We start from the raw sequence: 13327 nt of genomic DNA on the forward strand, positions 1-13327 counted from the left end.
TCCTGAATGTGTCTCTCCCGCCCCGATCTGGCCAGACAATAGACCGGGTCGCAGTTTCGGTCCGGTCCACACGCAAGCACGAAAGTGCAACGAACCCGGAGGTCGATGCCGATGGCGAGCGTCTGCAGAAAACGCGGCTCCCGGTGCGAGAGGGGAAGGATTCGAGGCGGGCGCCGCAGCTCGTTCGGTCTCCTCGTGCTGGTGCTCGGGGCCGGCGGCGCGTGCGCGCCCGATGACGGCATCCCGCGGACCCCATCCGGCCGCCCCGACTTCAACGGCATCTGGGCCGCCCTCGGCAACGCCTACTGGGACATCGAACCGCACATGGCCCGTCCGGCGCTGGCCATGCAGGAAGGTCCCGTCGTGCCCGTCCCCGCGAACGAGGTCGTGGGGCTGGGCGCCGTCGGCTCCGTGCCGTCCGGCCAGGGGATCGTCGTCGGCGGGCGGATCCCGTACCTGCCGGAGGCCCTCGCGCGCCGCGAAGAGAATCGCGAACAGTGGCTCGAGCGGGATCCGGAGATCCGCTGCTACCTGCCCGGCGTCCCGCGCGCCAACTACATGCACCTCCCGTTCCAGGTCTTCCAGAGCGACTCGAAGTTCTTCATCGCCTACGAGTACGCGGGCGCCGTCCGCGACATCTATCTCGAGGACCCCGGCCCGCCGCAGGTCGATTCGTGGATGGGCCAGTCCGTCGGCCGCTGGGAGGAAGACACCTTCGTCGTCACCGTGAACGGCTTCAACGGCCGCACCTGGTTCGACCGGGCCGGGAACCACCACAGCTACCAGCTCGTGGTCACGGAACGCTGGACGATGCTGGGGCCCGACCACCTCATGTACGAGGCCACGATGGAGGACCCGGAGACGTTCTCGGAGCCGTGGACGATTCGCCTGCCCCTGTACCGCAACGTGGACCCCGACGCGCGGCTGGGGCAGTTCAAGTGCGTCCCCTTCGTGGAAGAACTGATGTACGGCCACCTGCGCAAGAACCCGATCCCGCGCTAGGAGAACCCGCATGAACTCCGTGAGCTGCCGGAGATGGATCGCGACCGGGTGGCTGACCGGCACCGCTCTCGGATCAGCCGCCTGCTCCACGGGCGACGAAGCCCGGCGCGGAGACGGGGACGGCTGGGTCGTGCCGCGGACCCCGGATGGCCGGCCGGACCTCCAGGGGGAATGGACGAACGGCACCATGACCCCCCTTCAGCGGCCCGAGGGCGAGCCGCTGGTGCTCACGCCGGAGCAGGTGGCCGAGCGCGAGGGCCGGCGCCAGGAGCATATCGACGAGCGAAACGCGCCCAGCGACCCCGATCGCGAGGCGCCCCCCGTCGGGGGCGACGGGTCGACCGGGGCCGCGGGCGGCGTCGGCGGCTACAACTACTTCTGGATCGACGCGGGCGACCGCGTCGCCGTGTTCAACGGAGAGCCCCGAAGCTCGCTCATCACGCATCCCGAGGATGGCCGGATCCCCGCCCTGACGCCCGATGGCCGGCAGCGCCGGATGCGGGCGTTCGCGCGGCTGGCGGGAGAGTTCGACAACCCCGAGAACCGGCCCGTCGGCGAGCGCTGCATCCTTTCGTTCGGCTCCAACGCCGGCCCGCCGATGCTCCCCAACTACTTCTACAACAATAGTTACACGATCGTTCAGACCGCCGATCACGTCATGATCATGACCGAGATGGTGCACGATGTCCGCATCATCCGCATGGGCGAGCCGAAGCCGCTCCCCGATGGCGTGCGGCCGTGGATGGGCGATTCCCGGGGCCGCTGGTCGGGCGACACCCTCGTGGTCCGCACGACGAACCTGAACCCTGACCAGATGGCGGCGTACGCCTATCTCTTCGCCCCGGGCTCGGAGAACATGACGGTGACGGAGCGCTTCACCCGGGCCGATGAGCACACGATCAACTACGAGTTCACGGTCGAGGACCCCGGCACCTTCGAGAGCGGCTGGCGCGGGGAAGTGCCCTTCACGCGGCTCGACGGCCAGCTGTACGAGTACGCCTGCCACGAGGGCAACTACGCCCTCTCCAACGTCCTCAGCGGCGCCCGCGCCCAGGAGAGCGCCGCGGCTCGCGCATCTGGTACCGAAGGCTCACCGTAATTACTTTGTACTTACAGGATAACGATTCGAGGGCGGGCAAGGCATGGAAACGCGACTCATCCAAATCGGTAACTCCCGGGGCATCCGGATCCCGAAGGCTATGGTCGAGGCGGCGCGGCTGGACGAGCCACTCAGGTTGCGCGTGGTGGATTCGGGCTTGCTCATCGAACGTGTGAACGAACCCCGGGCCGGCTGGGCCGACGCAGCGCGAGAACTTGCGGACCGGGGGCACGACGGACTGATTGACGATCCGGTGCCTACCGCCTTCGATGAATCCGAGTGGGAATGGGGGTAGGGGAACCGAGGCGCGGTGACGTCTACCTCGTGGCGTTGGATCCCACCCTCGGCTCCGAAATCAGGAAGACCCGGCCGTGCGTCATCATCTCGCCGGATGACCTGAACCCCTCACTGGGGACATACCTCGTGGCGCCGATGACCACCGGCGGCCGCGCCTATCCGTTCCGGATAGCCTGTCGATTCCGGAATCGCGATGGATACGTGGTCGTGGATCAACTGCGTGCCGTCGACCGCGTCCGCCTGGTGCGACGCCTCGGGCGGCTGTCTCGCAAGACCATGGCCGACGTCCTCAACGTCCTTCAGCGAATGTTCGCTCCGTGACCTGAGGTCGCGGAGCTTCCCTCCTGTTTGTTACCTTGCGGCAAGCACTGCTGACCGGCGTTTTCGCGCCGGACTGTTGAACGAAACCCGGGTGAGACCGATGCGGAAGCTGAGCTTGTATCTCCTGGCGGGCGGGGTCGCGCTGGCTGCTGCGGCGCCGCTCATCGCGCACCACGCCTTCGGGGCCGAGTTCGACCGAAACGCCCCCATCCGGCTGCAGGGTGCGGTCGTCATGCTGGAATGGGTGAACCCCCACACGTGGATTCACCTCGAGGTCGAGACCGACGCGGCGTCCGAGGTCTGGATGGTCGAGGGCGGGACGCCCAACACCCTCCTCCGGCGCGGCCTCCAGCGGGACTGCCTCGCGCCCGGCACCGAACTCATCGTCGACGGCTACCAGGCCAAGGACCACTCGCTGAAGCGCGCCAACGGCCGCGACGTGACCTTCACCGATGGCACCAAGTTCTTTATGGGTTCCTCCGGCGCCGGCGCCCCTCCCGGCGGTGCTCCGAGGCCGAACGAGCCCGGCTACCAGAACAATCCCTGCCAGCCGCCCCCCGGCTGGGAAGGCGAAATCCTGGACGTCACGAGCCACAGCATCCTCGAGGAGCACGACTAACACGAAATGCTTGGCCCAGGGTGAAGAAGTTTCGGTGGATCAGCGCTTGGGTCGTCGTACTTCTGGCCGCCTGTGAAGGCGGCGGCACGATGGTCCCGCCCCCCCCTCCCGTAGCACCCCCCCCGCCGCCGCCCATCGCAGCAAGCGTGGTCATCGAGACACGGAAGATCATTAAGGACTACCTGAGTGACGTCGTGCTGGACTTCAACGAGTGGGTGAGCGCGGACACCTTGATCATCCGTCCCGGCCTCACCTCCCCGGTAATCCGCGTCACGGCCAAGCAGGAGGACGGGAACCCCGTTACCGATGTGGAACCGGTAGTAAGGTTCTCAACGGGCACAGATGCGGTGACGTATCGCACGCTTGTCGGTGACAGCCTGAAACAGATATCGCTTCAGCGGGAAAGCCACCAGTACTGGACCATCTTTGACGGCGGAACTCCCGCCGAGACGCAGATTCTCACGGTTACTGCAAGGCTGGGGGATGTAGCTAACAGCCTCGTGGTGGTCTACCCGACCACGCTGGATGTCGCTACGGATCCACAGACACTGCCCGAAGGCGTCAGCCTGGACGACGTAGGGGAGCGCGTGTCCACGCCGCTTAACTGGTTTACCTCGCGCGCGGGTGCCGCTGAAATCTCCTACGAGTTCCATGTAGGCGAGACTCCGGACGACGACGACAGTGGTCCAGCGATCCTCGACGTCATGCAGAACGGCAACGGTGAGCTGGAGATCGCGGCGGTTGGGCGAGGGAGACGCTACTTGCACTACCGGGCGCTATCGTCCGCCTTCGAGCTGCGCACGGGGCGGATCCTGACGGCGGTCGATGACTGCTACCCTCCGGAGCTGGAGCGCCGCCCCGTCTACGACCGCGCCTCCACGGGGTTTCGGGTTGATCTGGTGTACGAGGAGCCGGAAAACTGGTCGCGGTGCGCCAAAGTGTTGATGGATCACGCGGTAGGATTCTTCGAAGCCGCGTTGAAGGACAACACCAGCCCTCCGGATTTCCGGGTCTTCGTGTTCGACGGGGTCGAAGACTGCGCGGGTTCAGCGTGCGGCGGACCGCGAGGAACCCTCGTGGACCGAGGGGAAGGTGCCGGGGTCTACTTCCCCGCTGGCGGACTCTACTGGCCCGTGGAACGCCCATACGCCCCGGGGCCGTTCGGCCGCGTCCCGGACAACGTCACATACGAGACGATGCTGCACGAGCTGGCCCATGCGTTCGGCATCGGGACGTATTGGTGGTACTCCGGCGTCGTGCAGGTTGTGAACCTCCCCAGCGGGGGGGGGACAAGGGATACCCATTTCCCGGGACCGAACGCCGTTGCCGCGTTCGATGAGGCTGGCGGGAGCGGTTACCTCGGTGGGAAGGTGCCGTTGACGAACTACCCCGACGATACCGGCGGGCATTGGCGCGCTGTTTTGTGCGGTGAGATCATGACCCGAGGCTACTGCCCGGTGACGGAGCTGAACTTCGTTTCCGCCATCACGTTGGCAGCACTCGCTGATTTCGGGTGGGTCGTGGACATGTCGGTGGCCGAGGACTACACGCTCCCCTCCAGGGACATGGCCGCGTCGGTTCAGGCCGATACGGTCAGCGGTCACGACGATGTACTGATTCGAGTAGAGCCCCGCGATAGGCGCTGAGAAGCGCTTCAGGCGGAGAATCCGATCCAGCGCCCGGCGGCCGCGACCGTAAACCAGAGCCCCAGGGAAATGAAGGCGATGAGCCGCGTGCGCCAGTTCGCGCCACTCGGGGCTGCGGCCACCACCCACTTCCGGGCCCCGAAGGTGAAGCCGAGTGCGAACGGGAGCGATATCATCTTCACCCAGAAGGACGTGTTGTAGTAGCACTTCACGGCTTCCGACAGGAACAGCGGGATCCCGGTCAGAAACATCAGCGCTACCCCCGCCATGAGCCACGGACGCCCGTGCCGCACCACGGCGGAGATCGGCTGCCGCGTGAGCCCGGTCCCCCACAGCCGGAGATCCACCAGGAGCAGCGCCCCTCCGAGCAGCCCCAGCCCCAGCAGGTGGACCGCCTCGATGACCGGGAAGGCCCAGATCGATTCGCGGACGACGATGCCGAGGGCCGTGTTCTCCAGCCGCTCGAAGAAGGGAAGCCACGCTTCCGGGGCGAACTGGCGGCCTCCCATCAATGCTCCCCTCCGTTATTGCGTCTCATGGCGTTTACCTTCGGAGAAGTTGGTCGCACGGAGCGTCGTAAACGGGCTGGCGATCGTCAAGCGCCACGCCGCCCGATCGGGCGGATGGCGTATGGTATCCCGGGTGTGTTCTCCCCTATACTCGGGGCGTCGACGCCCCGCCGCGGGCGTGCACGGGAGCCAAACTCACGGAGATTGGGGATGTTTCGCTTTGGGATGCGCTGGCTCGTCGTGTCGGGCTTCCTGTCGGCAGCGGCGGCAGAGGTTCACGCGCAGACGCTGTACTCGGAGAACGGGATCGAGGTGCGCGCGTCGGCGAGAATCATCGAATACGGTGCCGAGAGGTGCCAGGTCCTCGAGGAGCACGAATCGGCGGCGTCATACAGGCGGAAGAGGGGAAACGAGGGCCAGCCGATCGACATCTGGCAGATGGACTACTCCGTGTACAACGGGTCCGAAAGGCCACTCGGTGAATTGACCGCCGTCTACCGGGTCGAAGCGCACGAGCCGCCGTGTACGCTCTGGGGCCTGCGCGCGAGCCGGAACCTGCCCGGTCCGGTCCGGCTGAAGGCCGCGTTCGGCGAAATCCTGCGCGCCGCGGGCGACGACCCGCTGCCTCCCGGCGAAACCCTGACGGCGACAAGCTACGTGTACGTGTTCCGCGGACACCGTGCCTGGTTCGCCAACTGGAACGTCAATTACCAGTTCGCGGCGGTCCCGGTCGTTGTCCAGCGTGCGCCCGCACCGGTCCGGGCGCCTGAAGGAGCGACCCCCGCGCAGCCTCCCCCGACGCCCGCGGTGCCGGAATTCGTCCCGCCGGACATCCCCCCGGTGGCCCCGGCGAATGTGTTCAGCGACTGCTCGGGGTGCCCGCAGATGGTGAAGGTGCCGGCAGGCACGTTCACGGTGGGCTCTCCGGCATCGGAGAGAGACCGGGGCGACGACGAGGGCCCGCTGCACTCGGTGACGATCGGGGCCCCGTTCGCGGTGGGGATGTACGAGGTGACGTTCGCGGAGTGGGACGCCTGCGTGAGGGCCGGGGGCTGCGACTACGAGCCGGACGATGAGGGTTGGGGCCGGGGGGACCGTCCGGTGATCAACGTGAACTGGCCCGACGCCCAGGCGTACGTGCGGTGGCTGTCCCGGCATACCGGGCGGCAGTACCGGCTTCCGAGCGAGGCGGAGTGGGAATACGTGGCGCGGGCGGGCTCGCAGACGGCGCGTTACTGGGGCCAGAGCCGGGCGGGCCAGTGCCGGTACGCGAACGGGGATGATGATTTCGCATCGTGTACGGATGGGCATGAGTACACGGCGCCGGTGGGGTCATTCGCCCCGAACGCCTTCGGCTTGTACGACGTGATCGGGAACGTGGCCGAGTGGACCCGGGATTGCCGGAACGACGACTATTCCGGTGCGCCGACCGACGGGGGCGCCCGGGAGTCGGACGATTGCACATATCGGATCCTGCGCGGCGGTTCCTGGCTGAACGACTCGCGGGACCTCCGCTCAGCGCGGCGGGACTGGAACAATGCCGCTTACCGGTTCAGCAGCTTCGGTTTCCGCGTCGCCCGAACGCTGAATTGATCCAGCGGGGGACCGGCATCAGCGCAGAGGTGCCCTCGCGACATACGGCACGTCCAGCTCGTCCGCGATCCAGGTGTAGATGTGGCCGTGGCGGACCCGGAGGGGCCCGGCTGCCTCGAACCCCAGGCGAACGGAACCCAGGTAGTCGCCGTCCTCGGAGAACAGGTCGTAGAACGCGGGGGCATCGGCAGGAGTGACCCTTCGCACCCAGAGCCGTCCCTCCTCGTCCACGAACAGACCTCCGAGGATCGGCTTGACGTCCGGCATGAGCGATGCGACCTCCTCGGCGTAGCGCCGCATTTCCGGGGCCCCCTCGGCGATCCCCTCGACGTACGCCGCCGGGAAGGATACGCGTGGGGTCCGCTTTGGCGGCGAGTCCTGAGAGACGCATGGATCGACCTTCCCTTGCCCTTCAGTCCCCCGCCACGGGGCAGCCGGCCGCCCAGTTCACCCAGTCCGGCTGGCCGGGGATGTCACAGTCGAACCAGTTGTAGGCGATGAGTCGGCCGGAGACGATGATCAGCGCCCACGCCGCGAGTGAGATCGCGCCGGCCGCCCGCGCCCGCCCCGGGAGGACGGGAGAGCGCTCCCACTCGAGCACCCGGCGGTGGATCCCCCGATGAAAGACGAAGGCGTTCAGTCCCGCGACTATGAACAGAATCACTTTCAATCGAAAGAATATATTGTGGTAATAGCGAACGGGGTTGGAGTAGAAGATAAGAAGTCCGGTGATGACCATGATCGTGAACCCGATCCGGGTCCACGGGAGGAGGCGGCCGGTGACCTCCGAGACGGGGACGCGCCGCATGGTCCAGCCGAGGAGCCGGAGGTCGTTCATCATCACGGTCCCGAAGAAGAGCGCCACCGCGAGGACGTGCGTGGACTCGATCAACGGCCACGCCAGCGTGGACTCCAGCAGGGCCACGCTCCAGGGCGTGCTCCCGAGCCACTCGAGGAATCGTTCCATTTGCGCCTAGCGGCTCCCCTGATCGTCCGTCGTATCGCCGGTCGACGTGTCTTCGGCCACGGCCCCCAGGGAGTCGGCAGGCGCGGTGCTGCGGGGGTCGCTCGGCCTGAGAGTCTCGGCGGCGTATCGGGCGTGGCAGTCGCGGCAGGCGTAGTAGACCTCCGCACCCGCGTCGAACACGGCGCCGGCGTCTCGTCGGTCGACCGCCTCGAGCGCCAACCGGCCCGCATCGACCATGTCGCGGGAATGGGCCATCCAATCCCCGCGGTCCCGCACGCGCCCGTCCATCATCAGCAGGTTGCCCGACTCCGCCAGGATGAACGCCGCGTTGCGGAGCGCCGTCCAGTCGTCGTCGGTGAGCGGGCGGATGAGGTGTACGCCCTCTTCAACGAGGATCTCCCCCACGCCGTCCCAGTAGGTCTCGGCGGCGGGTTCGAGCACGGAGATCATCAGGTCCGTCACGTCCGCGACCGCGACCGGCCGTTCCGGGGCTTCCCCCGAACACGCGGCGGCCAACCCGGCGGCGAATGCCACGGCCGCGAGCGAGATGCCCGTGAGGCGAACCCGTCCTTCGGTTTCCTTGGGAGAATTCGAGATCTTCATGGGCGGGGAACCTATTCCTTCGGAGCGGCCCGCGCCCCTCGCGGCTAACCCCGCGACCGGCCGATGTCGGTGTCCCGCCACGCCCGATCCGCCGGCTCATCGGGATCGGAGCGCAGGAACCGGATGAGTTCCGCATGGAACGGCTCCGGGATCTCGAACTGCGGCGAGTGGCCCACTTCCGGGAAGATCACGAGTTCGGCGTTCTGCAGTTCCTCTGCCACGTTCCGCGCCAGCGCCGGATAGTCGGCCACCAGCCGGTCCTCCGCGCCCCCGATGACGAGCGCCTTGGTCGCGATGTGCTGCCACTCGTAGACGACGGGGTCCTCGTACAGGATCTGTCGCTGCGCCGCGCGCACCCGTGCCATGCGGGGCCAGTCGCCGCTCAGCGTGAGGCCGTACTGGACCTTCACCCACTCCAGATACTCCGGCCGCCAGCCGTTCGGGTAGTAGCGCATGTGCCCCCGGAGGACCGATTCGTACGTCGTCCCGGTGAGGACGGATTGATACGTCTCCGCGGGGTCGGTCCACGCCCGTCCCGGCCGCGAGTCCGCGAGTCCGATCTGGTTCACCATGGCGACGTGCGTCGTGGTCTCCGGGTACGTGGACGCGAAGCGCGTCGCGACCATGCCGCCCCTCGAGTGCCCGACGATCGCGGCGCGCTCGATTCCCAGCGCGTCCAGCAGCCGCTTCGCGTTCCTGGCCGGAATGTGGAGGTTGTAGTGGATGATGGGCTTCGAGGACCGGCCGAACCCCAGCCGGTCGATCGCGATCACCCGGAATCCCTCGTTCCGCAGGGCCTCGATCGTGGGCCGGAACCCCCCCGCGAAGAAGTTCATCCCGTGGAAGAGCACGACGGCCTGTCCGTTCGCGGGGCCGGCGGGGGGCACGTCCATGTATGCGAGCCGATAGGGGTCTCCATAGACCTCGACATCGAGGTACGACACCGGGTGCGGGTACGGCACGTTGCTGTAGTCGATCGCCGTGGCTTCCCAGTCGGCGGGCGGGGCCGAAGGCGGCTCCGTCTGGGCCGAGACGGGCACGGCCGCAAGCGTGAGAACCGCTGCAGCGCGGGGCGCGAGGCCTCGGTGCACGGCGACTCTGCGGGCTTGCCGACGGAGGCCGGGGTGGCGGGCATTCGACATGGCGATCCTCCCTTCCGGACGGTTGCGGTACCACCGTGAGCGAACCTACGGTGCGCAACAGCGGATGTCCCCTCAACGACCGGCCGTCACCAGGCTCGGCGCTGCTCCCTGGAGGTTGTCCATGCGCACGCGTTCCTTCACTTCATTCCGCGTCGCCGCCGCCGCGCTCTGGCTCGGGGCTGCCGTGCTCAGGCCCGGGGCTGCCGTACCCGCGCTCCAGGCGCAGGAGGCCCCCGCCCGGGACGACCCGATCGCCTCCCTCGTCGGCCGGCTGACGCTCGACAACTACAAGACGACCCTCAAGGGGCTGACCCAGTTCGGCGACCGGCGTCAGGGGACACAGCGCAACCGCGACGCGGTCGACTGGATCGAAACACAACTCCAGGCGTTCGGCTGCACGAACACGGAGCGCATCTTCTACACCTATCCGCCGCCGCCTCCGCCCGACGCGGCGCCTCGCGGGACACCGCCTCGGGGGGGCGGCGTCCGCCGCCGGCCCGGACCGAACGAGGGCGACCTGACCACGGCGACCGGCGGGCTGGTGGGCCGGCGCGGCCCGGGCTCGGGCGGCAGCACGCTCTTCGGCTACCGGGGCCCCACCGGCGTCAACCGCGACCTCATGGCCCAGCCCGACGAGCGCATCCGCGAACTCAACCGCGAGGAGCCCGTCGACGGCGAGCGCTCCGAGGTCTACTGCACGAAGGTGGGGACGACGCGCCCGGACGAGATGTACATCATCGGCGCCCACATGGACGGCCACGGCGTAAACGAGGCGGTGAACGACGACGGCTCCGGCACGGCCCTCGTCATGGAACTCGCGCGCGTGTTCAGCGCGCCGGACGTCGAGACCGAACGCTCGATCCGTTTCGTCCTCTGGAACAACGAGGAGACGGGCCTCAACGGGGCACGGGCCTACGTCGCCCAGCGCCAGGAACTGCAGGGGATCGAGAATCCGCCCGGTTCCGGCCAGTATCCGGAGCCGCGCTGGGTCGGGATGGTGCAGCACGACATGATGCTGTGGGACCACGGCGCCCCCGGCCCGGACGGCCTGGTGAGCCGGAACCAGCGGCCCGAGGCGGACGTGAACATCGAGTTCCAGTCGAACTCGGAGATGGCGGACGAGTCAATGAAGCTCGCCTTCTTCTTCAAGGCCGCGAACGAAGACTACGCGACGGACTATCCGGCCGCGGTCGGCCCGCACATGACGAACACCGATTCCACGCCGTTCATGGACATCGTGCCGGCGATCAGCCTGCGCGAGAACGAGCGGGGGGCGCAGGTCGGCGCCGGGTGGGATCCCAACTGGCACCAGCCGACGGACGTCTGGACCACGTACTCGGACGACGACTTCCGGCTCGGCCTCAACGCCGCCCAGACGACGCTGGCCGCGCTCGCCCAGCTGACCGCCGCCAAGCTCGACAACTGACCGCGCCCATGGCCGGGGGCATGTACAAGACCTGCCTGTTCTGTAACAGGTCGCTCCGCAGCAACGAGGTGGTGGAAGCCTTTCCGGTGGGTCGGAGGCTCGCCTTCGATTCCGCCAAGGGACGACTGTGGGTCGTGTGCCGGCATTGCCAGCGCTGGAACCTGACGCCGCTGGAGGAGCGCTGGGAAGCCATCGAGACGTGCGAGAAGCTCTTTCGCAGGACGCGGGTACGCACGTCGTCGGACAACATCGGACTCGCGCGCCACCCCGAGGGCCTGGAACTGGTTCGGATCGGGGAGCCCCTGCGCCCCGAGTTCGCCGCGTGGCGATACGGCGACCAGTTCGGGAGGCGTCGCCGACGCCAACGGCCATCAACATGTGGAGAGCGGTGGCACAGATCGCCCGTTTCCCCCACTCCGACGGCAGCCCGCGAATTCTGAATCAGGCCGTTCGCAGTACGACGAGAGTGGCTCCCGTGGATGACGAGATAGGCTTTCGCGTGGAGACCCACCTCGGCAAACACCTGCGCCGGGGCGACGGTCGGTTCTGGGCCGACAAGAGAGAGTGGTACGAAGGCGAGGACGCGCGCCGTGCCATGAACAGCATCCTCTCGTTGATCAATTTCGGAGGCGGGCGGTCCCGGGACGTGGCGCACGCCGTGTCCCGGATCGAAGACCATGGGCACTCACAGCGGTTCCTGACCGCCACCGTGGAAGAGCAGGAGCGATACGCGTCGAAGGGGATTCCGGGGTGGATCCACAAGATGCCCAAACCGACCCGGCTCGCGCTGGAGATGGCCGTCCACGAAGAGGATGAACGCCGCGCGCTGGAGGGCGAGCTGTGGCGTCTGGAGCGGGCATGGCGCGATGCCGAGGCGATCGCGGCGATCGCGGACAACCTGGTGCTGCCGAAGGGCGTGGCCGAGTCCGAGGCCAGGCTCAAGGCTACGGTCGGCGATGAAGCCGACACTCGCTGAGGCGGCGGTACACTGGATGTGCGTCACAAGGACATCGGTGACGCGTAACTCCACGAGGCGCCGGAAGGGGGTCGCCGCTCCGTTGTCGGCCATGAACTGGCCGATCTTCGCCCTATGGCCGGATCGTCCTCGTGATGAGTGCGCCCCGGCGTTCCTGCCTGTGGGTGGTTGTTGGAAGTCCCTGTGAAGCCCTATGCCAATTGAAGATCACACTTTCGATTGGCATAGGCGAACACAGGGGCGCCGACACGCCCACCACGGCTCGAAATCTCGCGCAGTTGCTCCGCGGGCCGTGGCGACCAGGCCCGTTGTGACGGGAGGGAGGCTTGCGTCCGCGCCCTGGAGTTGGGAGCGTCGGTTACTCGGCCTTCTCGTGAACAACCATCGTGGCATTTACAGCTAAAGGCGTCGGCTACTCCTTGCGTTGGACCCTCACGACCCGCACCGGGGGCGTCAGTTGCTGCGCCTCATAGGGTGCCCGGTGGATCGCCAGCACCACATCCATTCCGTCCACCACCCTCCCGAAGGCCGCGAAGCCCTGCCCGTCGGGGTTGCGCATGCCGCCGAAGTCGAGCGACGGCTGGTCGCCGATGCAGATGAAAAAGCTCTGCGTGGCGCTGTCGGGGCCGCCGCGCGCCATCGAAACCGCCCCGTCGACGTGCAGGATCCCGGTCTCGCTGGTGCGTTCCAGCGGGATGGGCGGGAAGGACTCGGCTTCGGTGTCCGGATTCCGTCCCCCCTGGACGACCGCGATCCGAATCGAGTCATTGGGCTGGTTCTCCGCGTGCACGGTCCGGAAGAAGGTGCCGCCGTCGTAGAACCCGCCGTCGACATAGCGGAGGAAGTTGGCGGCGGTGACGGGTGCCCGGTCGATATCCACCTCCAGTTCGAGGGCGCCCACCTCCGTCTCGATGACGACCCGGACGGGGTCCTCCGCCGGGGGCGGGTGGGCGCGGCAGCCGGCGGCCCCGACGCCGAGCGCCAGAAGAATCGCGGTTAGCACGCATCGAGTTCGCACGCTTGCCCCTCCTTTTGCCGACCTGATCGGCACAACCTTACGTTTTCGAGCCAGCCCGGGGCGACCTCGCCCGCGAACCGGCGGCCTGAATGCACTCCCAGCGTGAGCG

General features: G+C 67.6%; 16 protein-coding genes. 10 read left to right on the top strand and 6 right to left on the bottom strand.

Annotation, left to right across the window (positions count from 1 at the left end):
• Positions 1 to 111 precede the first annotated feature (111 nt).
• From ACOQPP_RS02240 to ACOQPP_RS02265, 6 genes are all read left to right on the top strand, one after another.
• On the top strand, positions 112 to 1002 hold the full coding sequence (locus ACOQPP_RS02240; protein WP_419165567.1) for a hypothetical protein: 891 nt from the start codon (positions 112 to 114) through the stop codon (positions 1000 to 1002).
• Between the two features lie 19 nt (positions 1003 to 1021).
• Complete coding sequence (locus ACOQPP_RS02245; RefSeq protein ID WP_420635789.1) at positions 1022 to 2101, top strand: hypothetical protein; 1080 nt, start codon at positions 1022 to 1024, stop codon at positions 2099 to 2101.
• Between the two features lie 43 nt (positions 2102 to 2144).
• Complete coding sequence (locus tag ACOQPP_RS02250) at positions 2145 to 2396, top strand: AbrB/MazE/SpoVT family DNA-binding domain-containing protein (protein ID WP_419165569.1); 252 nt, start codon at positions 2145 to 2147, stop codon at positions 2394 to 2396.
• On the top strand, positions 2387 to 2719 hold the full coding sequence (locus ACOQPP_RS02255) for a type II toxin-antitoxin system PemK/MazF family toxin (RefSeq protein ID WP_419165570.1): 333 nt from the start codon (positions 2387 to 2389) through the stop codon (positions 2717 to 2719). Before ACOQPP_RS02250 ends, ACOQPP_RS02255 begins: the two co-directional genes overlap by 10 nt.
• Before the next feature lie 100 nt (positions 2720 to 2819).
• Positions 2820 to 3338: a DUF6152 family protein gene (locus tag ACOQPP_RS02260; protein ID WP_419165571.1), complete on the top strand. Its 519-nt coding sequence runs from the start codon at positions 2820 to 2822 to the stop codon at positions 3336 to 3338.
• A gap of 146 nt (positions 3339 to 3484) precedes the next feature.
• Positions 3485 to 4984, top strand: a complete 1500-nt coding sequence (locus tag ACOQPP_RS02265) for a hypothetical protein (protein WP_419165572.1) — start codon at positions 3485 to 3487, stop codon at positions 4982 to 4984.
• 8 nt (positions 4985 to 4992) lie between these two features.
• Here ACOQPP_RS02265 and ACOQPP_RS02270 read toward each other — a convergent pair whose 3' ends face one another.
• Positions 4993 to 5493 carry a DUF6644 family protein gene (locus ACOQPP_RS02270; RefSeq protein WP_419165811.1) on the bottom strand — a complete coding sequence of 167 codons (501 nt, stop codon included), beginning with the start codon at positions 5491 to 5493 and terminating at the stop codon, positions 4993 to 4995.
• Between the two features lie 210 nt (positions 5494 to 5703).
• On the opposite strand from ACOQPP_RS02270, the gene ACOQPP_RS02275 reads away from it, so the two are divergent.
• Positions 5704 to 7086, top strand: a complete 1383-nt coding sequence (locus ACOQPP_RS02275; protein ID WP_419165573.1) for a formylglycine-generating enzyme family protein — start codon at positions 5704 to 5706, stop codon at positions 7084 to 7086.
• Between the two features lie 18 nt (positions 7087 to 7104).
• On the opposite strand, the gene ACOQPP_RS02280 is transcribed toward ACOQPP_RS02275, so the two are convergent.
• The 4 genes from ACOQPP_RS02280 to ACOQPP_RS02295 form a co-directional block, all read right to left on the bottom strand.
• Positions 7105 to 7386 (bottom strand): hypothetical protein, encoded by a 282-nt coding sequence (locus tag ACOQPP_RS02280; protein ID WP_419165574.1) that lies wholly within the window; start codon positions 7384 to 7386, stop codon positions 7105 to 7107.
• A 112-nt stretch (positions 7387 to 7498) separates the two neighbouring features.
• The gene (locus ACOQPP_RS02285) at positions 7499 to 8053 is read right to left on the bottom strand and encodes a DUF6644 family protein (RefSeq protein WP_419165575.1); all 555 of its coding nucleotides are present in this window, start codon (positions 8051 to 8053) and stop codon (positions 7499 to 7501) included.
• Between the two features lie 6 nt (positions 8054 to 8059).
• On the bottom strand, positions 8060 to 8656 hold the full coding sequence (locus tag ACOQPP_RS02290; RefSeq protein ID WP_419165576.1) for a hypothetical protein: 597 nt from the start codon (positions 8654 to 8656) through the stop codon (positions 8060 to 8062).
• Positions 8657 to 8700: 44 nt separating this feature from the next.
• On the bottom strand, positions 8701 to 9798 hold the full coding sequence (locus ACOQPP_RS02295; protein ID WP_420635790.1) for an alpha/beta fold hydrolase: 1098 nt from the start codon (positions 9796 to 9798) through the stop codon (positions 8701 to 8703).
• A 121-nt stretch (positions 9799 to 9919) separates the two neighbouring features.
• Between ACOQPP_RS02295 and ACOQPP_RS02300 the strand changes: the two genes are divergently transcribed.
• The 3 genes from ACOQPP_RS02300 to ACOQPP_RS02310 are packed head-to-tail and all read left to right on the top strand — an operon-like array spanning position 9920 to position 12200.
• Positions 9920 to 11224, top strand: coding sequence for a M28 family metallopeptidase (locus ACOQPP_RS02300; protein ID WP_419165579.1), 1305 nt, complete (start codon positions 9920 to 9922; stop codon positions 11222 to 11224).
• Between the two features lie 20 nt (positions 11225 to 11244).
• Complete coding sequence (locus ACOQPP_RS02305) at positions 11245 to 11664, top strand: hypothetical protein (protein WP_419165580.1); 420 nt, start codon at positions 11245 to 11247, stop codon at positions 11662 to 11664.
• A 35-nt stretch (positions 11665 to 11699) separates the two neighbouring features.
• Positions 11700 to 12200 carry a hypothetical protein gene (locus ACOQPP_RS02310; protein ID WP_419165581.1) on the top strand — a complete coding sequence of 167 codons (501 nt, stop codon included), beginning with the start codon at positions 11700 to 11702 and terminating at the stop codon, positions 12198 to 12200.
• Between the two features lie 412 nt (positions 12201 to 12612).
• Here the strand turns inward: ACOQPP_RS02310 and ACOQPP_RS02315 are convergent, their stop codons facing one another.
• Positions 12613 to 13218 (bottom strand): peptidylprolyl isomerase, encoded by a 606-nt coding sequence (locus ACOQPP_RS02315; protein ID WP_420635791.1) that lies wholly within the window; start codon positions 13216 to 13218, stop codon positions 12613 to 12615.
• Positions 13219 to 13327: the final 109 nt, after the last annotated feature.

The sequence above is a fragment of the Candidatus Palauibacter sp. genome (assembly GCF_965222475.1).
Lineage (GTDB): Bacteria > Gemmatimonadota > Gemmatimonadetes > Palauibacterales > Palauibacteraceae > Palauibacter.

Excerpts from the sequence above, each read along its gene's own strand:
- ACOQPP_RS02280 (WP_419165574.1), bottom strand. The coding sequence starts at position 7,386 with ATGCGGCGCTACGCCGAGGAGGTCGCATCGCTCATGCCGGACGTCAAG.
- ACOQPP_RS02290 (WP_419165576.1), bottom strand. The coding sequence starts at position 8,656 with ATGAAGATCTCGAATTCTCCCAAGGAAACCGAAGGACGGGTTCGCCTC.
- ACOQPP_RS02275 (WP_419165573.1), top strand. The coding sequence starts at position 5,704 with ATGTTTCGCTTTGGGATGCGCTGGCTCGTCGTGTCGGGCTTCCTGTCG.
- ACOQPP_RS02285 (WP_419165575.1), bottom strand. The coding sequence starts at position 8,053 with ATGGAACGATTCCTCGAGTGGCTCGGGAGCACGCCCTGGAGCGTGGCC.
- ACOQPP_RS02260 (WP_419165571.1), top strand. The coding sequence starts at position 2,820 with ATGCGGAAGCTGAGCTTGTATCTCCTGGCGGGCGGGGTCGCGCTGGCT.
- ACOQPP_RS02300 (WP_419165579.1), top strand. The coding sequence starts at position 9,920 with ATGCGCACGCGTTCCTTCACTTCATTCCGCGTCGCCGCCGCCGCGCTC.
- ACOQPP_RS02295 (WP_420635790.1), bottom strand. The coding sequence starts at position 9,798 with ATGTCGAATGCCCGCCACCCCGGCCTCCGTCGGCAAGCCCGCAGAGTC.
- ACOQPP_RS02240 (WP_419165567.1), top strand. The coding sequence starts at position 112 with ATGGCGAGCGTCTGCAGAAAACGCGGCTCCCGGTGCGAGAGGGGAAGG.
- ACOQPP_RS02255 (WP_419165570.1), top strand. The coding sequence starts at position 2,387 with ATGGGGGTAGGGGAACCGAGGCGCGGTGACGTCTACCTCGTGGCGTTG.
- ACOQPP_RS02305 (WP_419165580.1), top strand. The coding sequence starts at position 11,245 with ATGTACAAGACCTGCCTGTTCTGTAACAGGTCGCTCCGCAGCAACGAG.
- ACOQPP_RS02250 (WP_419165569.1), top strand. The coding sequence starts at position 2,145 with ATGGAAACGCGACTCATCCAAATCGGTAACTCCCGGGGCATCCGGATC.
- ACOQPP_RS02270 (WP_419165811.1), bottom strand. The coding sequence starts at position 5,493 with ATGGGAGGCCGCCAGTTCGCCCCGGAAGCGTGGCTTCCCTTCTTCGAG.